Raw genomic sequence first — 20,205 nt, 5'->3', positions numbered from 1 at the left:
AGGCCAACATTTTGAGTTATCCTTTTTTATCTGGCTTAAACACTCACATGAAATAAAAGCCAATTGCCATAATGATGTAGGCTGAAAGTAATGTTAATCCTTCAAACCAGTTTGTATCACCGTCATTAATTATCATATTAATAAGAAAGACTGAAAGTACCATCGCTACTAGCGCTTCCATTTGAAAAACGAGTGATAGCGGGTTAGCAAATATTAAAGATAATACGACTAGTAATGGGGTTACAAACATAGCTATTTGTAGCGTAGACCCTACAGCTATTTCCATTGATACATTTACTTTATTTCGCACAGCCATTAATATTGCAGTTATATTTTCTGCAGAGTTACCAATAATCGCCACTACAATGACACCAATAAATACTTCACTCCAGCCAAAGGAAGCTGCAACACCTTCAAAGCTATCGACTAGTTGGTCACTTAAAAATGCAACAGACAATGCTGCTGCAGCTAAAACGATAATAGACCTTTTTTTACCCCATTCCGGCTCTTCTTCTTCCTCGTTTTCCTTCCCTTGCACATAAACACCGCGATGAGTCACTAGTCTGAAAAATAAAGCAGCAAAATATAGCAAAAGCATGACAATAGCGATCCCAACACTTAGTGTGAATATTTCATTCTCCGTTAAGCGAAAGGAAAAAATAAATGGAAATACGAACGATACTACGACAGAAAACATTAGAAGGCCCATGTTATGTCTTGCATCATGAATATTAAATGATTGCCGTTTAAATTTTAATCCACCGATAAAAAAAGATAAGCCAGCAACTAATAAAAGGTTGCTAATAACTGCTCCAGTCAAAGAAGCTAGTACAATTGTTAAATACCCTGCTTTAAGTGCAAATATAGAGATTGTCAGCTCAACTGCATTGCCGAAAGTAACATTTAGTAATCCGCCTATTCTTGGACCGGCAATAATTGATAAGCTCTCTGTCGCCCTGCCTATATATGAAGCAAGAGCCAATATCGTTAAAGCATATATAGCGAACATTATCGTTGGCGCCCAATTTAATAAGGATCCAACGATTGATATAGGCACACCAACAACTGTCATGATGAGAAAAATCTTATATAGCATGCTTACCTCAACCCTTCTTTTTTTCCTATAAAGGTTAGGCTTGGCAAAAACTAAATAATCATACATAAGGAGAAGGCTCCTTATACAGTTCAACTTCTTTCAGCCTTGCTCAATAGCAGATGGCGGCGCTCCATTTCGCGCAAATACACTTAAGTAAACCCAATGATATAAAAAAAGGATGCCTAAAGTTCTTCACTCTTTAGTACACCCTTCCTATTCACCATACAACGCGCTAGCCATGCAATCTCGTTTTTAATTGGCTATGATATAAATCTGCATAAAAACCTTGTTGCTTTAGCAATTCGTCATGTGAGCCTTGTTCAAAAATTTCCCCTTCCTTTAATACGATAATGTTGTCGGCCTTTTGAATAGTATTAAGTCGGTGTGCAATGACAAAGCTCGTTCTACCTTCCATTAATCGTTGTAACGCTTCTTGAATTCTTATTTCGGTTACAGTATCAATACTACTTGTCGCTTCATCAAGAATGAGAATTTTAGGGTTAGCTAATATTGCACGTGCGATCGACAATAATTGCTTCTGTCCTTGGCTAATTCCGCCTCCGTCTGGGCTCAATACTGTATCATACTTTTCTGGTAGCTTCATAATGAAAGAGTGCGCATTTGCTTGCTTTGCCGCTTCTTCTATTTCTCGATCGGAGGCCGTGAGTCTTCCATAACGAATATTTTCTCGAATAGAGCCTTCAAACAAGAACGAATCTTGAAGCACGAATGCCATATGCTTGCGCAGGCTTTCTCTTTTAATAGATTGAATCTCTTTCCCATCAATATAAATTCTTCCACTAGCTTTATCGTAAAAACGGGATAGGAGGTTAATCATCGTTGTTTTCCCTGCTCCGGTTGGTCCTACAAACGCAATTGTTTCACCAGGTTTTGCATGAAAACTAATGTTATTTACTGTATCCTCATCATCCTCATAAGAAAAGGATACATTTTCAAACTGTACTTCTCCAATGACATTTGAAAGCTCGCTAGCTTCTTTTTCATCGAGCATTTCTACGTCTTCATCTAACACCTCAAAGACGCGTTCCGCACCTGCGATTGCAGATAAAAGTGTATTAAACTGGTTGGCAAGATCATTTAACGGTCTCGTAAACTGACGTGATAGCTCTACAAATATGACAATCATACCAATCGTTACAATACCATCCCCGACTATCGCCAGTAATGCACCTACTCCAGCGATGATCGCAAAGCTTAAATTATTTAAAAAGTTCATCAGCTTTGGGATGAACCCCGAAATAGTCTGAGCCCAAAATCCTGATTTCTTTAACGCATCATTTTTCTCTTTAAATTCAGCAATGACCTTTTCTTCTTGTGAAAAAGTTTTTATTATTCTTTGTCCGGACATCGTTTCTTGTATGTGTCCGTTTAAAATACCCATGTTTCTTTGCTGGGCTTTGAATAGCACGCCAGTACGCTTTGTAATCCACTTCATTCCAAATACCATTGCTGGCACTACTAATAAGGTAATAAGAGTTAAAATCCAGCTTAAATAAAACATCACAGAGATGGTACCAACAAGGGTTAATATACTTGCAAAGATTTGAATGACAGAAGTATTGAGCGTCGTACTTACGTTTTCCATATCATTTGTTACTCGGCTCATTAGTTCACCGTGCTGTTTTCGATCAAAATAAGGTATCGGCAGTTTATGAAGGTGTTTAAATACATTCGTTCGCATCGTATATACCGTATTTTGTGCAATCCTGACCATCCAAAAGTTTTGTAGCCAAACCGATATAGAATGAATCATATATACTGCTAAAAGTCCTATAAGTAATATTCCTAATCCTTCAAATTGTTGGGGGACAATGTAATGATCGAGTGCCATCCCTACAATAAATGGACCAAGTAAGGCCATAACAGAGCTAATGACGACCATGATTAAAACAAGAACGAGTTTCCATTTATTTTGTGTTAAATAGCTCCAAATTCTGCTTAATGTACCTGCCCAATTTTTTGATTTGCGGGGCTTGTTTTTGCTCCCTTCCTGCTTCTGTTGAACAGCTGTTACATCTATTTTTTCATGCTGGAAAGGCTCAGCGAGTTTTTTTAGTAGCATAACTTAGTCCTCCCCAAACTGTGATACATAAATTTTCTTATAAAGTTCGGATGTTGCTAGCAGTTCCTCATGCGTTCCTGTTGCCAACAGTTCTCCATCCTCTAAAAGAAGGATCATGTCGGCGTTCATTGACGTACTAATTTTTTGGGTAATCAATAACGTCGTACATTCATAATGTTCTAGGGCATCTAAAAGCTTTTTCTCTGTTTTTACGTCTAAGGCACTTGTACTGTCATCTAATAGTAAAATTTTGGGCTTTCTTATTAATGCACGTGCAATAGATAATCGCTGCTTTTGACCACCAGATAGGTTAACTCCTCGTTGGCCTAAAATAGTATTAAATTGATTAGGTAACGATTCGATTGTTTCATAAATTTGAGCATGCTTCGTAGCTTCGATCATTTCATCAAGTGTCGCATCCTCTTTTCCCCATGCTAAATTGTCTTTTATCGTTCCACTAAAAAGCATTGCTTCCTGTGGTACAAATCCAATTTGTCTTCTTAATGTGTTGAGCTTGATGTCTCTAATATCTATATCGTCTATCAAAATTTTCCCTTGCTCAATATCGTAAAGACGTGGAATGAGTTGGAATAACGTCGTTTTACCTGAGCCAGTTGCTCCTAAAATAGCAATCCGTTCCCCTGGCTTTGCCTCAAAGGATAATTCGTGCAAAACGTCCGTTTCTGAGTTAGGATATGTAAATGATACACGATCAAATGTAAGCTTGCCTCTTGTAATCACATTTTTTTCACTACTTTGTTCCGTATCTAATAAATCTACCTCTGTTTCAATGACGTCTGCAATTCTAGTAGCAGATGCTCTAGCACGAGAGAAAAACATAATAATCATTGAAAAAATGGACATAGCAGCAGTCATACGTGTCGTATAATTCACGATCGTGACAACTTCCCCCACTGTCGCTCCGCCTGTTTCTACATGGAAGCTACCAAACCACAAAACAGCCATAATACTAATATTCATGATTAATAATATGATTGGCATACCGATTTCAAGAAGTCTTAATGCTGTGACCGTTCGATCACGCAGCTCCCCACTCGCTTTAGTGAACCGGTTTGACTCATGCTTCCTTCTTAAAAACGCTTTGATTAATCGAATTCCTACTAAGTTTTCCTGCATCACACTATTTACATTGTCTAGCTTCTCTTGAACTGCTCTAAACATCTTTCCTGCATGTCGCATAATAAACAGTAAAAATAATATTAAAAGCGGTACTGCAACGACGAGTATTAATGCAAGCCTCACATTGACAAATAACGCCATGATGACTGATCCAAATACGAGTAATGGTGCGCGAAGCATAATTCTTAGTGCCATAAACAACGCATTTTGAATTAACGTAACATCTGCTGACATTCTCGTTATTAATGATGATGTAGGATATTGGCTAAAATTTGCAAAGGAAAAGGATTGTACTTTTTCAAATAGTCTACTACGCAGATCATAGCCTGTGTTCTGACTTGCGTGTGCTGCATAAAAGGAATTTAGAATACCAGAGGCAAACGCTACTAACGATAATACAAGCATAATAGATCCCCATGTAACAACAACTGACAGATCTTCTTGCATAATCCCATCATCTATGATTTTCCCTATTAAGTACGGCTGTATAAGCTCTACAACTAATTCAGTAAACGTGAAAAATAATGCTATAAATACTGCAAAACGATATGGTCCAAGAAACGATAGTACCTTTTTCATGATTGTCCTCCAAACGAGTGTTGCAAAATACTAGTCTAATAATAATATATCATTTCGGTTCACGAAGTAATTTCCCTTTATAAAGAATAACATAAAACGCTGAAAATTCCAGTTTTTAATATTTAATAAGATACTATAAATCAATTTTGCAAAAGTACATAAAGGTTGACTCAAGAGGTGAAAATCACCTTTTGAGTCAACCTTTTTACAGCATCCCTTCACGCATCATCGTTAAAATATCACTTTCGGCTTCCAATATATCCTCTCTCGCACGTTCTGCAATACCATTTGCAGCTTCTTGTGCGTCTTGAACAGCTTTCTTATGATTAATCGTTAAAATTTTACGATTTTCCATTACTATTTTTCCGTCTATAATCGATGTTTCCACTTCATGTCCTCGGGCAGAATAAACAAGGTTTGGAATAATATTTCTGACTGGACTAGTTATGACTGGGGTAAAGCTTGGCTCCTCTAAGTTTAATAAAATAACATCTGCTTTTTTCCCTGGACGTAAAGAACCTACCTCATGCTCTATTCCTAATACCTTTGCTGCTTCGATCGTTGCAGATCGTAAGGCTAATGTAGCATTGAAAACGGCAGGATTTGCTCGCTTGACTTTGTTTAAAATCGCAGCAAATTTCATCTCATTAATCATATTGTTGCAGTTATTGCCAGGCGCTTGGTCTGATCCTAAACAAGCCGTTCCACCACTCTCAATAAACTTCAGCATCGGCGTTACGATTCCATCTATGATACCGATACTTCCAGCACAATAAATCATATTTGCTCCACTTTTTGCTACTCTTTCTGTTTCTTCATCAGTAGCTTCAGTCAAATGAACCGCAATCAATCGCTCATTTAAAAAGCCCTGTTCCTCTAAAAAGTCAATACTCCTTTTTCCATAACGTTTTTCAATTTGGTCAATTTCACGATCGCCCTGTGCTACATGCATATGGAGCTTTGTATCATATTTATCTGCAAGTCCTTTCATTTCCTGCAAAAGCTCAAGGCTCATCATATCAGGTCCATGTGGCCCGAGAATACTTGTAATTCTGCCATTTTCTATGCCATTATATTTTTCCATCAACGCTATATTTCTAGCTAGCTTTTCTTCTCCAATTGAGGAATGGAAAGGATATAGCTCGCCAACAGGGAGATCACCTACATTATCAGGAATCTCATTGACGAGTTCTGCTACTCTCGCACGGGCACCAATTTTTATATAATTTTGAACAAGCTCTGTCATATGCCCATCATAATCACCGAATGTCGTTGTTCCTGCTTGTATACCTTCAATGATATTGACCATCGATCCTTTTACATAGTCATCTGTTGTGACGTGTTTAGAAAAAGGCCAGATGCCTTTTTGCATCCAGTTTGTCATATCTTGTGCAACACCTCGAATAATCGAGAGACCTGTATGTATATGTGCATCAATAAATCCTGGCATGACAAGCTTATTTTTTGCATCGATCACATGCTCAGCTTTGTATTCTCGCATAATATCATAAGAACTTCCTACTGCTTCAATCCTATTTCCTTTTATGGCGACGGCCCCATCTTCAATCATCCCAACGCCTCTGCCTTCCATTGTTACAACGAAACCGTTCGTAATTAAAATATCGACCTTCATTTCTTAACCTCATTTCTTAAAAGTAATTTAGTTAATGATTATTTCGCGTGAACAGGAGACCATTCCTCACGAAGTAGCCCCATCCGGATGGAATCATAATAAGTACCATTGTAATATCTGCATTTTCTCAATCTTGCTTCCATGGTCATTCCTAGTTTTTCCCCTACTTTTATCATTCTTACATTTCCAGACCATGTTGTGTAGCCAACCCGAACTAACGGCATACTTTGAAATAAATGGTCTATCCATATACGCAATGCACGAGTACCATAGCCCCCATTCCAGAAGTCAGGGTCATATATTCCAATTCCCATCTCTAGCCATTGAGATGGCTTATGCTCCCAATAGTAGCTAACTGTCCCGATAACACGTTTATTTACTTCTATTACCCACACATTTTCACTATCCGGAAAATGAAATTTCTTATCGATATACGCTTCATACGTCATCGATTCGTGTTCAAAATATGGTGCGTCCCACTTCTTCCACTCAGGCTCTTTTTCCTTACACGTTAATTCCCAAAGCCTAATTAAATCATTTTCTTTAATGGGTCTAATTATCAATTCATTATCTATATGCATATTTTTCCCTCCGTATCCCATTTAGGACAGCTTTTGAAGTAGCGATTCTAATGGCATATCTCCCATTGAAGCTAGTTTGTGTGTATGTGTTTTAAATGGCAAGTGGGCTGTCACCTCATTAGGGATTACGACGCATGGAATCCCCGCATTATTTGCTGCTTTGAGTCCATTCAAAGAATCTTCAAAGACGACCGCTTCCTCTTTTTTCACATGTAAGCTTCTTAAAGCAGCTTCATAAAGATCCGGAAAAGGCTTTACCCTCTCCACTGTATCTCCTGTATGGATGGAATCGAAGAATGATAGTATTTGAAATGCCTTTAGTTGCTCTTCGATCCACTCACGATTGGAACTAGATGCCAATGCTACCTTTAGTCCTAACCTTTTCGCATCCTGTAAATACTCAACTACTCCAGGACGAAGCTGCTGCTCCTTCATTAACCTTTTATGGATTGTTCTAGCCTTATTTTTTGTTTCATCTATATTCACTAGTTCCTGCGCCTGCTTTTTTAGTGAAAAATAAGGATCATATCCATCAAAGTTTGATCCTATACACTGCGCGTACACTTCTAGTGGCAAGTCTAACTGATAACTCTCGTAAATTTCCTTTAACGCTAAATACCAAGGGGTTTCTGTGTCAATAAGAAGTCCGTCACAATCAAAAATAACTGCTTTTATTTTTGTCATATTTACCACCCTTTTAACAATGAATGATGTCACCATGAATTCTAATACTCTTCTAGACTAGCAAATATAGGAAATCATTGTCTATATTTTCATCTTTATTATAAAAGAAGGGAATAGTACTTATGTGCTAGAAATAGAAGATAGTAGTTATTTTTTTTCAAAAGAGGTGCCTTTCGTGAATGTAGAAAAACGGAGAAATCAATTATACGCGTTATTAGGAGACTTGCCCTCAAAAGACAGATCCATCACTTCGTTTAAAGTGGGTGAAGAAGTGAGATCGACATATATACTAGAAAGGTTAGTACTTCATTTAAATGGTACTAATCCAGTACCCGCATTTTTTGTACGTCCTCTTCACCATAACGGTCCCTACCCCACCATACTATTTAATCATTCTCACGGTGGCAAATACGAGCTCGGTAAAAAGGAACTGATTGATGGTAACAGCTATTTATACGACGTTCCATATGCAGAAGAATTAACAAGCATCGGAATTGCTGCAATGTGTATTGACTCTTGGGGATTTGGAGAGAGAATGGGGAAATCAGAGAATGAGCTTTTTAAAGAAATGATTTTAAATGGTCAAGTCCTCTGGGGGAACATGGTTTACGATCACCTCCGAGCCATAGACTATTTAACATCAAGAGATGATGTAGATACAAACCGTATCGGCACAATGGGAATTTCCATGGGAAGTACAATGTCTTGGTGGATTGCTGCATTAGATACAAGAATCAAAGTTTGTATCGATATTTGTGGCCTCGTTGATTATCATTCTCTCATTGAAGACCGTGGATTAGAAGGACATGCCATTTATTTCTATGTACCGAACTTATTGAAGCACTTTTCTACCGCTGAAATTAATGCGCTCATTGCACCTCGGCCTCATTTAAGCTTACAAGGTGATTATGATCGATTAGTACCTAGTAAAGGGGTCGATAGAATAGACCAACATCTAAAGACAATCTACTTTAAGGCTGGCGCAAGTGATGCTTGGAAGCTATTCCGTTATCCAATTGGTCACTTTGAAACTGCGGAAATGCGGGAAGAGATTAAAGCATTTCTACAAGAACAATTCTCTATATCATTTTCATAAAGGGTGACTTACCAAATGCATTGTTACCATATTTGAGTCACCCTTTCTATCTGTCTATTTGTGGAATGCTACGAGTTGTCAGCAGCACAGCTTTCGGACTATTAAATTATCGTTTACACTGGCCACATTTCAATCGGATTCAATTCATATTTACCGTTTTCTCTAAACATAAACTGGCACATAATAAACTCTCTTCGAATAGTAGCATAATCTTCATGAAACTGCTTTATATGCTCATTTATTTCACGCTCATCGTACACTTTACCTCTCTCTAGCCCTTTTACAATATGCTCTAATATAATGAGTTTTTTCTTCCTCTGTGCAGGAATCGTTTTTAATGAACCGTCAGCCTTAACGAAGTTTTGAATGACTTTATACTTTTCTTCATCCTCTATATCAAATGTATACATATCATTGACACTCCCTATCCGTAAAATTGCTTGAGCCATGAGTTCTAACTTCTTTTCGTCTAAATAAAAATATATCGTGTTTTTTTCTCTACGTTGATATATGACGGCAATATCTCTCAATTTCGTAATGTGGTGAGATATTGTTGGTGCTGTCAATCCAAGCTTTCCTGCAATTGCTTGACCGTGTAACGGTCCCTCCTTTAGCAATGCAATGATTCTTATTCTCGTTTTATCACCTAATGTTTTATGAAAATGTACTAGTCGATCAAGTTGCACAACATTCCCTCCTTTGTCATAACCATCTAATTAGATTATAATCTAATTAGATGGTTATGACAAGAGTTACTATCGTTGATTGTATGACGACAGGTTACTTTTTCCCTTTTGGGGTACCGCTGATGTACAGTATGGAGCTCCTACAGTTACTTGAAAAGAGGCTGTCCAAAAGCTATTAGAGGATGACTCAAAAGGTAAATATTTGACCTTTTGAATCACCCTCCAAGTTTACATATTCAAGACTTTTCACTGATTCTCGATTTTCTAATCTGTAAAAAATATCGATATATCCTTCGTTAAGTTGTCTTCAATTGCATTTGTCACATCAAGCGCACCTATTTTTTGATTCGAGGTTACGATAAGTTTTAGGTGAAACTTTGGATAATACGATGCTTGAAAGCTTACTCCTGGCGCATATCCCTTAATGTGATATTTAAAAACGGTATTATACATTTTTGTAATTCTTAAACCATATCCATAGTGCTCCTTACTCGTAATTTTTATATATGGTTCTAGTATTTTTTTTGTATATTCTCTTGATAGTAGTTTGTTTTTAAATAAGCATTCCCAAAACTTTACCATGTCTGGTGCCGTTACGTATGCACCACCATCTGCACCACCTCGTATCGGTAATGAAAAGTAGTTAGTTCTCCATGAGTCTTTTTCTTCGTCATCAATGTATCCTATAGCAGTATTGGCTGGTAGTTGATCCATAGAAAAATATCCTGAATCGTTCATATCACACTTATCTAGAATGTTTTCCTCCACATACTGTGCAAAAGGAATACCCGTTTTTTCTTCAATAATTAAACCTAACAATATATATCCCGCATTGTTATAATAAAAACGTTCTCCAGGCTGATGCATCATTTCACCGTTTTCAAATAGCGGTAAAAAATCTTTTAGCTGTTGAAAGGCGTAAGTTGGTTTATCTTTCCAAAGTTCTTCATAATCTCCTAAAGTATCCTTATCATAATAATCTGGTATTCCCGAAGTATGCGTCAGTAATTGATGTATCGTAATGTTTTCATCAAAATGAGGAAAAGTATAGTGGAGACAATCTTTTAAAAGCGAATGAAATGTAAAATAACCTTTTTCGACTAGCTGGGATATGGCTATAGAGGTGAATATTTTCCCACCATTGCCAATATTGAAGCGCGTATTCACATTATTGTTTAGCTCGTCAGCTCGATTTGAAAAACCGTATCCCGCCTCATGCATGACGTTATATTTTTCCTTTGCAAACACAACTCCCGATAATTCATAATTATCATGTAAACTTGTTACAAGTTCGTATATATCCGTTTTACTTAACATCGCTATCCCACCATCCGTTTTTTGGTAAAAAAGGTTTCGTTATTGATGTCATAGCCACTAAAATTTGAAACCGTTCTTTATTACATAATATTTAGGGATAACAAAAAAATGATGGACAAATTAAAAATTTTTATTAGAGGTTTGTGAGTGGGGAAAATACGACTATCACCAATGAAGAAACTTCTTCTCTCGCTTAAGTATTCCTCTCTACATTACGCGTGAATTCACCATGACAAAAAAATGAGGTTGAATCAAAAGGGCGAATATGGAGGGCACTGAAAAAGTACTTATTCTATAATTATAAGTTATTATTATAAGTTGCTCTGTATATGGTGAGTTGATGATCCCTGCGCAAGCTCGCTTTCCGTGGGCGGCTGGTGAGCCTCCTTGCTGCTTTGCATCTACGTAGTCTCACCCCAGCCTTTGATCCCATAGAAACGAGCGTTGCTGCGAGTTGTCTCGACGCATATGCTCCGCAGCATATGCTCGTAGAGGAATAGACAGTAACCTCGCTTGCTCCAGGCTCATCAACTCGTTCTTAAGTTATGGTTTATGAATATTACTACAGATACAATCATGATTTTCACTTTTTCAGTGGCTCTAGATTGAAGGGCACAGAAAAAGTGAAAATACACCACTTTTTCAATGCCCTCTGAATGTATACCTTTTGATTCGACCTTTAACAGTTTTTGGACAGCCTCATTTTCTTACGTTTTTACAGGCGCAGAAATTAATCCATGCCTTAGATTACTTTTAATTAAGTTTAATTGTTTATCTAGATGAATGACAGCGATAAATGGTTCATCTATTTTTGATTGGTACCGAATATCAAACCAGTGAACTTCATATCCATCTACTTTTTTCACTATTTTAGCATGAACATATTGTGATCTCTTTTTAATAAAACTAATAAATCTACTTTTCATAGATGCTTTAATTACTTTATTTTTCTCAGAAGGCTTTGGTAGTACTTTCGACCAAGTCACTGAACCATACACATACTTTCCTAATGAATATTGCTCTTGTTTGTTAGCAATAACACTCCATTTATTCATATTTACCGTTGGAAGTAACGTAAACGAAATATCCTCATTTGTATTTTTCTTTAGTTGGGATATTATTGTTGCATATTTTACATATCTCACTAAAATGTATAGAGCAATAATCAAATAAACGATAAGAAAGGTGACACCAGGATGAAAGCCGTACATCCAGAAGCATATACCTAAAAGATGGGCGCCCATAATGTATGGGTCAAATATAGGTAGTAAATGCAGGGCAATCCACTTATCTGAAAATGGCCTTAACGCTTGTGTGCCATATATATTAAAAATATCAAATATAACGTGAGAAACTACGGCAAGTAATGTCCATATAAATAACGAATAAAATGGTACACTTGAAATAAACGCAACAATACTTGATATGAAAAGCGCCCAACAAAGTACCATTGGTATAGAATGACTTGTACCACGGTGTTCTTTTACATAAGCCTCTTTGCTTTTATATTTCATTAGGAAATCGAAATCAGGTGCATTTGAGCCTAATATCGTACACGTAAGTAAACCTAATGAAAGCTGTGAAACGGAAGGGTCTAAATGTGCTAATCCTGCAATCCCAATGCCCGTAACTATGTGAGTTGAAGTATCCATCGATTATCCACTCCCTCAAATAAGCTTTGATACTTTCCGGATTCACACCTTTTTTTGTTGTTATACTTACAAAACTTCGTCTCTTTTCCTATATTTTAAGAAATGAAAATAGTAATCGTGCATGATATCATTACATATTTTCATTGATGAATTAGGAATGTGCATTTTGTTTATCGCACTTTTCATCTCACTTTGTTTTTGTTTATTTCTAATCAAACCCTTCGTTTCATGAACGAGCTTGTCAATTGTGTCACACATAATAGCTGAACCTTGTTTTTGAAAGTAGGTTGCATTTTCTCTCTCTTGACCAGGAGTTGCTCTTAATAAAACGATAGGCGTTTGCATAGCCATCGCTTCTGTTAAAATGATTCCACCAGCTTTTGTAATCACACATGAAGATAAACTTAACAATTCTGCCATTACATTCACATAACCGTACACTTTAATGTGATCAAAACTGTGAAAATTATACACTAATGATTGGTAAAGCTCCTCGTTTTTACCACAAACTACAATTAGCTGAATGTGCGGTTCGTCCTTTAGTAAATTGCAAATTTCACTAATTTCTTGCGAAACACCAAAAGCACCTGCAACAATAAGGACCGTTTGTTTCGTGGGACTTAAACGATATTTTAATACTAAATGTTGTATATTATAGTTCTCATCAAATTGACGGTTTACTGGAATACCAGATACCGCTACTTTTTGTCCTGGAACATTTGCATGTTCTAATTCTTCCTTTAATTGTTTTGTTGCCACATAATATTTCTTAATATTTGAGTGTATCCATGAATGATGAAGGCAATAATCAGTGATGACATTGTACGTCGCGATCTGTGACCCTCTACTAAGTATTGGCGCTGCAAAAGAAGGAAACGTATTTATAATAAGGTCTGGTTTTTCCTCTTCAATGATTTGTTTGAGCTTTGTTATCCCATACTTAAATGATTTAAAGCTTTTCCTTTTTGATAGCAGTTTGCTGCTATAATAAAACAAACGGTACAATTGCCTACCACTTGTTGTGTAGCTTTTTAAATATAGGCGTTTTGTCCATTCATTTACCTTAGGGTTTGTTTCATGAAATAAGTCCTTTACTACTACCGATGCCCCCATATGCTGTAGCTCTTGTTCAAGTGTTTTCGCTACTTGAATATGACCATTTCCAAATTTTGATGTCAAAATCAATACTTTCGGCAAAATCATTTACCGACCCACTCCTTTATTGTCATCTCCTAATCAAATTGATCTTACCAATGAACTGTTAAGCCATTATTAATAAATTGTTTGGAGTTTATGTATTTGTATTTCAGAGGAAAGGTGTATTGCTGTTATGTAGGTAACTAGAGTTTTATGAAAAAGTTGATCTCGTATGCTATCTGTACTTTTTCTGATTTTACAGTTTCTTATCTACTCTGAAAGCCGTCCTATCAGTACTTTCACATTTTCTTTTTTCATATGTGATCTGAGGGCAAGTCTGTCAACTTTCACAACAACATAAAAGGGGGACTGAAAAGGTAAAAACAACCTCTTCAATCCCCCACTTACACCATTATTTACTTATTATCCTCTTCATCATTATTACGCTTCTCACGATCTAAAACATCTTCAAGAATATCTATTAATTCTTCTCTTGAAATACTACTACGGCGTTTATCCTCATTGCCTTGTTTAGAAGCTGGATTTTCATCGTGATACATAAACGGTTGTTCTATTGGGTCATCCTCACTACTCTCTTCATATTCAATGTCATCCTCATACTTACGTTCCGAAGGCTCAGGGTGATAAAATTCAGATATATCCCCTTCTTCCAATACTTTTCTTTCTTCTTCGACTGGAAGCTCGTAGCGTTCCTTTTTTTCTTGATTACTAATTTTTTCATCAATAAGATACGCTGGAATAAATTGTCCATCTGGTGTTACGTATTTACGGTTTAAGTTTCTCGTTTGTTTATCAAAGAAACTGTACATCACTGGAATGAAAATTAAAGTTAAGAAAGTTGAACTAATGAGCCCACCAATAACGGTAATCGCCATTGGTTGCTGTATCTCTGCTCCTTCTCCTAACCCTAATGCTAATGGGACTAATCCTAGAATAGTTGTTACAGAAGTCATCAATATCGGACGAGCACGATCTTTAACCCCTTCAACGATAGCGTCATAACTTCTCATTCCTGAATCCTTCATTTTATTAATATAATCGACCAATACGATCGCATTATTGACAACAATACCTGCTAGAACGATCAAACCGATAAATGCCATGACACTTAATGGTGTTAATGTTATTGTTAAGCCGAGCATGACACCAATAATGACAAGTGGTACGCTAAGCATAATAACAAACGGATACTTAAATGATTCAAATTGGGCCGCTAATACTAGATAAACAAATACTAATGCGAGCATGAGTGCTAACGTTAAATCACTCATCGCATCCTCCATCATTTGCTGATCTCCCGTGTAAGTGACTGTAGTTTCTGTTGGAATATCCATATCATCAATCGTAGATTGAACGAGCTGTGACATTTCACCTAAGCTATATTGACTACCATATTGCAGCGTAAATTGAACGGAGGACTCTTGATTAATACGATTAATCGTTACAGGGCCTTCTCCTTCTACAATTTCAACAACTTCACTTAGAGCAACATACTCTCCAGTTTGATTACGTAACAATAAATCTTCTACATCCTCTATTGTACGGGTAAACTCTTCATTGTAACGAACGTGTACTTCATAAATATCATTTTGCTCTGTCACAATTTGTGTTGCCACTGCACCATTCATTTTTTGATTAATCATTTGTGCGATCTGTGCTGGAACAAAACCATTCTCTCGTGCTGCTTCATCATCAACTAAAAATTGGATTTCAATAACTGTGTCTGTAATATCACTAGTTACTTCATTAAATTCTCGCATATCTTCAAATTCTTCTACTACCTCAAACGCAACTTCTTCAAGTCTAGTTGGATCTGTATCCGTCATTCTGAACTCAATCGTATTTGGTGCTCCCCCCATCATTGCTTGCTGCTGTACAGAAACTTCTGCATCAGGGGCTGCTCTTTCTATATCTCTTCTTATAGAATCAGCAAATTCAATAGTAGATATATTTCTTTCAGCTAACGGCACCATCGCAATAAAAATCGATGCTTCATGTGAACCAGACCCACCAAATAAGGCAGCTTCCGGTCCCCCACCTGATCCTACGGTGCTCATATAATTTAATATCTCTCTTTCATCATCTAATACTTCTTCAATGCTTTCGACAGATGCAAGTGTTTCTTCTAAAGGTGTTCCACGTTCCATTTCTATATCAATTTGGAAGAACCCTTCATCCGTATCTGGTATAAACTCTGTACCAACTTGTGATATACCAAATGCCCCTGCTACGAGTAATAAAAAAGTGATGGTTAATACAGCAAAACGATGCTTTAAGCTCCACTTGATCATTTTACTTATCCCTTTTATAAAGGAGCTTGCCTGACGTTTTTCCTCGAGATTTTCTTTCGGTGTTTTCAGTATTCTACTTGCAACCATAGGTACGACTGTTAAAGCAACTGCTAATGATGCTAATAAACTAAAGGATACTGTAAGCGCAAATTCCATAAAAATATCGCCGACAATTCCAGAAATAAATACAACTGGTAAAAATACAGAGATGGTTGTTAATGTAGAAGCTGTAATTGCTCCCCCAACCTGTTTTGTTCCATCAAGCGCAGCCGTTTTCGGATCTTTTTTCATCGATAGGTGACGGTATATGTTTTCAATAACAACTATCGAGTTATCTACTAACATACCGATACCTAGTGCCAATCCACCTAATGTCATGATATTTAAAGATAGGTCAGTAAAGTATAGTAATACGAACGTCACGATAACGGAAAATGGTATCGCAATTCCGATAATAAATGGTGTTTTAAAACTTCTTAAGAAGGCAAATAAAACAAGTATCGCGAATAACCCACCAAGAATTAGAGCTGTTGACACACTTGAAATAGCTTCTTGCACATACTCACCTTGGTCAAATAAAACAGCTATTTCCAGATCACTATATTTATTTTCATCTAGTAGTTCATCTAAACGTTCGTTAAAGGCAGTTGATACTTGAACTAAATTCGCTTCTGATTCTTGCTGTACACTCATCATAATCGCTGGGTCTTGATTCGTCCTTGTGATAGCTCCTATATTCTCTGGCGCTATTTCCACAGTTGCGACATCCGATAATGCCACTTCATCTCCAGTAGCCATATCGACAGTAAGGACGATATTTTCAATATCTTCAAGTGTCGTTAGTTCAAACAGCACACGCGTTGTGTATTCCAAATCACCACTTTGGACCATTCCGCCAGGAGTAGTCACATTATGTGCTTGAATCATAGAAATGACATCTGATTGATCTAACCCATAATCTTCTAAAGCATATTGGTCTAACTCAACGATAATCTCATCAATTGCTTGACCGGTAATATCAACCGAAGCAATCCCTTCAATTCTTGATAGTTCCATCCCTAAATCTTCTGCTATTTCATCAAAGTCCTCCTCATCAGAAGAAATTGATAGTTGAATAATTGGCAATTGTGATGGATCAAATCTCAAAAAGTTTGGTGAACCAGCACCGTCTGGGAGTGGGACTTGGTTCATCCTACTTATAATTTCGTTTTCTACATCGTCTATCGAGGTTGCCCACGAAAATTCTAGTATAGTCATGGAAGCACCTTCCATAGAAATAGAGCTAATATTATTCAAGCCTGGCACAGTAGACAAATTACTCTCTAAAGGCTTCGAAACTTTATCAAGCACTTCCTCAGGACCAGCATTTTGATAGCTCGTTACAACAGCTCCAATCGGAGGGTCTATATCAGGCATTAGCTTTAGCGGAATATTTGTTAAAGAAATTGCGCCTAAAAGTAAAAATAGAATCATTGTTACAATAGTAAATATTGGTCTTTTAATGGAAAACTTCGTAATGTTCACTCATGATCCTCCTTGCTTTCTGCAATAATTGTTAAAAACTTCCTCATACTATTTTTCAAGACAAGTAAGTCCTCTTCTTCCATTAATGATAAGTATCTTTGAAAAATAGTTGATTTGATTCGATCCATCTCATTTAAAATTTCCTTACCTTTTTGCCCCACTTCAATGACAGTGCTTCTACGATTGGATGCATCTATTACCCTTTTTAGGATGTCTTGTTGTTCTAATTTAGCAACAATCTGACTGACTGCACTCGTCGAAATATTTAAAAAGTTCGCAATGTCCTTCACATGTTTAATTCCTTTTTTGTCCACTAAAAATAAGGTCATTTGTTGATTGGGCGTGAGACTAACGAACCTTTTTGTAATTTCTGTAGTGAATTCATTACCCAACCTATGGCTAAGGAACAGGTTGATATCTAGCATCACTTCTTCTAATTCATTCATAATCATCTGTTTGTCCATTACCACCCCTCCTTCTGTTAAGTAACTTAATAGTTAAGCAACTTAACAAACAATACCATAATATTATGAACATAAGATGAACGAACGAATACCTTTTTACACTTTTTATTTTAATTTGTTGTTTTTAACTGTAGAGAAATGAAATAAAAAAAACTTGAGCAAATATCTTTCAACTCAAGTAAAGTAACATATCTATATGAACATATGATGAACGAGCACTTCTACACATTCATCACTATTCATTCGTTATCGATTTTAGTAGATCATTTATTCGATAAACACGCCTTTATCATTTATATCTTTTATGAATTGTTCAATTGATTTTTTGTCTTTTAAAACGATTGTTTTTCTTTGATGAGGATTTGACTTTTTAAAATTCTCTAATCTATTCTTCATCACTTTTTTTCTGCGGTGATATGTAGAGATAATAAACTTTATAAATGCGAAGTCTAACTTTTCCTTACAATCGGCCCCCATATCATCACGGGTTCTTCCGATATTTTTTCTCCATCTATTAAAAACTCTAAATAAACATACATGTAATGGGAGCTCTATATAAACAATAGTGTCAGCATGCTCTTCTCTGATGTCATATGTGTTCGTATAGTTTCCATCTATAATCCATTTATCCTTTACTACTATCTCTCTCTGACTCTCTGAAAATTCTTCTAACGGGGCCTCAATCCAGTTTGGCTTCCAAAAGTAAGCGTCCAAATGATATACATTAATTCCTAAAGCTTTTCCTAATTGTTTTGACAAAGTGGATTTACCAACACCTGCAGATACACCCATCACTAATATACGCTTCATATAGAGCAATCCTCCCACTTAATTTAGATAATGCTTTAATACCGTATGTCTAACTTACTCCCCATATAAAAAACTAAAAACAAGCTTGAAGCTGTTTTTAGTCTTTTCTTAGAAGAAGTGGAATTTCGCGTAGCTTTTAAATTACTAGTGAGTGTTCTTCTCGCTAGTACGCACGGCGATATAATTCCACTGCCAAGTTTCTTTCTTCTTGGAAAAAGCCGGCTTTCTCTGTATGAGATAACCGACTTTTTTTATAGATTATAATCATAGTTAATAAACTCAATATTGTAAATAGTTTTTTTAAAGACTTATTGATTCATAACATCATGGTTGAAACATGAACACATTACCCATTTGTTAATACAGATTTTAATTCTTTCAGTTGACTCTCCAATTTTGCAATGCCATTTAAATTAGCCAACATCCCTTGTATGACAACATCTCTAGGTTTTTCTCGTGATAGTTCTTCTTCTAAAACTTCTAAAGTTATAAGAATGTCATTATTATCTTCGACGTGTTCCACAGCGCTTTTCATTTCTTCAAGAAGATCAATTGCTGTCAACTTTTGATCTTCCTTTGATAATCCTAAAATTTTATTAATGTGTTCCATTTCATTTTTAGATAAAATAGGTGCCTCTTTTGTCTTCATGAGTCCAGTCACTATGTCGTCAATTCTATTGACGATAAACAAAGCGAGTTTATTAATTTCTAGTCCATTTTCATCAATGAGAAACATACGGATGTACGAGTGAAACATCCCTTCAAGCATAATTGACAAATCCCATAAATAAGGTTTTACCTCTTCACCATACAAGGATAGGAGCCCATTTTGAAAAAAACGTCTCGTTTTATTCTGCTTTTGAAACAGCGTTTGTTTTATTGACTCATTTAATGGGATAGCTTGCTCATATGCTTGCGTAATGATGAATTCTTTATGCTCAAAAACGCCTTCGAAAAAGTAAGCAAGCTGCTTCACGAATTTATCTCTTGGCGCTAAATCCATTTCCCCTACTGTTTTCACTCTACTTTCAATATTAGAGAAATAATAATTTAGCGTCTCTAATAATAATACATCCTTTGATTTGAAATAAGAGTAAAAAGAGCCTTTAGCGATTCCGCATTCATTTGCTATATCTTGAATAGACGTTGCATCAAACCCCTTAATAGAAAAAAGCTTAATTGCTGCCTCTAATATTAACTTTTCTTTACTTGCCATCATAAATCACCCTTAAATTATCAAGAAAATAATGACTTTCTTCATATTTAATATAAAAATGACTTGCTAGTCAAATCAAGTATAAACTTATGGTCAATGTAAGTCAATTATGAGATGAATCTATTTGACTTCCTTGTGACCGATGAGTTATCATTAAGTGAAATGAACGGTCGGTCACCTTAAAGTTGACCGATA

Annotated in this window: 15 protein-coding genes; 1 reads left to right on the top strand and 14 read right to left on the bottom strand. The window is 36.3% G+C overall.

Features of this window, described 5'->3' with window-relative positions; all coding sequences use genetic code 11:
- Window positions 1–43: 43 nt before the first annotated feature.
- From cax to BCELL_RS03775, 6 genes are all read right to left on the bottom strand, one after another.
- Entirely contained in the window at window positions 44–1,096 is a 1,053-nt protein-coding gene (gene cax, locus BCELL_RS03800) for a calcium/proton exchanger (RefSeq protein WP_013487355.1), read from the bottom strand.
- Between the two features lie 232 nt (window positions 1,097–1,328).
- On the bottom strand, window positions 1,329–3,179 hold the full coding sequence (locus BCELL_RS03795) for an ABC transporter ATP-binding protein (RefSeq protein ID WP_013487354.1): 1,851 nt from the start codon (window positions 3,177–3,179) through the stop codon (window positions 1,329–1,331).
- 3 nt (window positions 3,180–3,182) lie between these two features.
- Window positions 3,183–4,898 carry an ABC transporter ATP-binding protein gene (locus BCELL_RS03790; RefSeq protein WP_013487353.1) on the bottom strand — a complete coding sequence of 572 codons (1,716 nt, stop codon included), beginning with the start codon at window positions 4,896–4,898 and terminating at the stop codon, window positions 3,183–3,185.
- Between the two features lie 205 nt (window positions 4,899–5,103).
- Window positions 5,104–6,531: an amidohydrolase family protein gene (locus BCELL_RS03785; RefSeq protein WP_013487352.1), complete on the bottom strand. Its 1,428-nt coding sequence runs from the start codon at window positions 6,529–6,531 to the stop codon at window positions 5,104–5,106.
- A gap of 38 nt (window positions 6,532–6,569) precedes the next feature.
- A complete protein-coding gene (locus BCELL_RS03780; RefSeq protein ID WP_013487351.1) occupies window positions 6,570–7,112 on the bottom strand; it encodes a GNAT family N-acetyltransferase in 543 nt (180 codons plus the stop codon).
- Window positions 7,113–7,133: 21 nt separating this feature from the next.
- Window positions 7,134–7,796 (bottom strand): HAD family hydrolase, encoded by a 663-nt coding sequence (locus BCELL_RS03775; protein WP_013487350.1) that lies wholly within the window; start codon window positions 7,794–7,796, stop codon window positions 7,134–7,136.
- A gap of 175 nt (window positions 7,797–7,971) precedes the next feature.
- On the opposite strand from BCELL_RS03775, the gene BCELL_RS03770 reads away from it, so the two are divergent.
- Window positions 7,972–8,892: a dienelactone hydrolase family protein gene (locus BCELL_RS03770; protein WP_041808127.1), complete on the top strand. Its 921-nt coding sequence runs from the start codon at window positions 7,972–7,974 to the stop codon at window positions 8,890–8,892.
- 113 nt (window positions 8,893–9,005) lie between these two features.
- On the opposite strand, the gene BCELL_RS03765 is transcribed toward BCELL_RS03770, so the two are convergent.
- The 8 genes from BCELL_RS03765 to BCELL_RS03730 all read right to left on the bottom strand — a co-directional run bounded on the left by BCELL_RS03765 (window position 9,006) and on the right by BCELL_RS03730 (window position 20,013).
- Entirely contained in the window at window positions 9,006–9,578 is a 573-nt protein-coding gene (locus BCELL_RS03765) for a DUF2087 domain-containing protein (protein WP_013487348.1), read from the bottom strand.
- A 264-nt stretch (window positions 9,579–9,842) separates the two neighbouring features.
- On the bottom strand, window positions 9,843–10,895 hold the full coding sequence (locus BCELL_RS03760; protein ID WP_013487347.1) for a serine hydrolase domain-containing protein: 1,053 nt from the start codon (window positions 10,893–10,895) through the stop codon (window positions 9,843–9,845).
- 707 nt (window positions 10,896–11,602) lie between these two features.
- Window positions 11,603–12,547 carry a metal-dependent hydrolase gene (locus BCELL_RS03755; RefSeq protein ID WP_013487346.1) on the bottom strand — a complete coding sequence of 315 codons (945 nt, stop codon included), beginning with the start codon at window positions 12,545–12,547 and terminating at the stop codon, window positions 11,603–11,605.
- 66 nt (window positions 12,548–12,613) lie between these two features.
- A complete protein-coding gene (locus tag BCELL_RS03750) occupies window positions 12,614–13,750 on the bottom strand; it encodes an MGDG synthase family glycosyltransferase (RefSeq protein ID WP_013487345.1) in 1,137 nt (378 codons plus the stop codon).
- Between the two features lie 350 nt (window positions 13,751–14,100).
- A complete protein-coding gene (locus tag BCELL_RS03745; protein WP_013487344.1) occupies window positions 14,101–17,520 on the bottom strand; it encodes an efflux RND transporter permease subunit in 3,420 nt (1,139 codons plus the stop codon).
- Window positions 17,517–17,984, bottom strand: a complete 468-nt coding sequence (locus BCELL_RS03740; RefSeq protein ID WP_013487343.1) for a MarR family winged helix-turn-helix transcriptional regulator — start codon at window positions 17,982–17,984, stop codon at window positions 17,517–17,519. The genes BCELL_RS03745 and BCELL_RS03740 overlap by 4 nt, the downstream gene beginning before the upstream one ends.
- A 267-nt stretch (window positions 17,985–18,251) precedes the next feature.
- The gene (locus BCELL_RS03735) at window positions 18,252–18,794 is read right to left on the bottom strand and encodes a P-loop NTPase family protein (protein WP_013487342.1); all 543 of its coding nucleotides are present in this window, start codon (window positions 18,792–18,794) and stop codon (window positions 18,252–18,254) included.
- Between the two features lie 346 nt (window positions 18,795–19,140).
- Window positions 19,141–20,013, bottom strand: coding sequence for a TetR/AcrR family transcriptional regulator (locus tag BCELL_RS03730; RefSeq protein WP_013487341.1), 873 nt, complete (start codon window positions 20,011–20,013; stop codon window positions 19,141–19,143).
- Window positions 20,014–20,205: the final 192 nt, after the last annotated feature.

The sequence above is a fragment of the Evansella cellulosilytica DSM 2522 genome (assembly GCF_000177235.2).
Taxonomy (GTDB): Bacteria; Bacillota; Bacilli; order Bacillales; family Salisediminibacteriaceae; genus Evansella; species Evansella cellulosilytica.
This window is presented reverse-complemented; position numbering and strand designations above follow the sequence as displayed.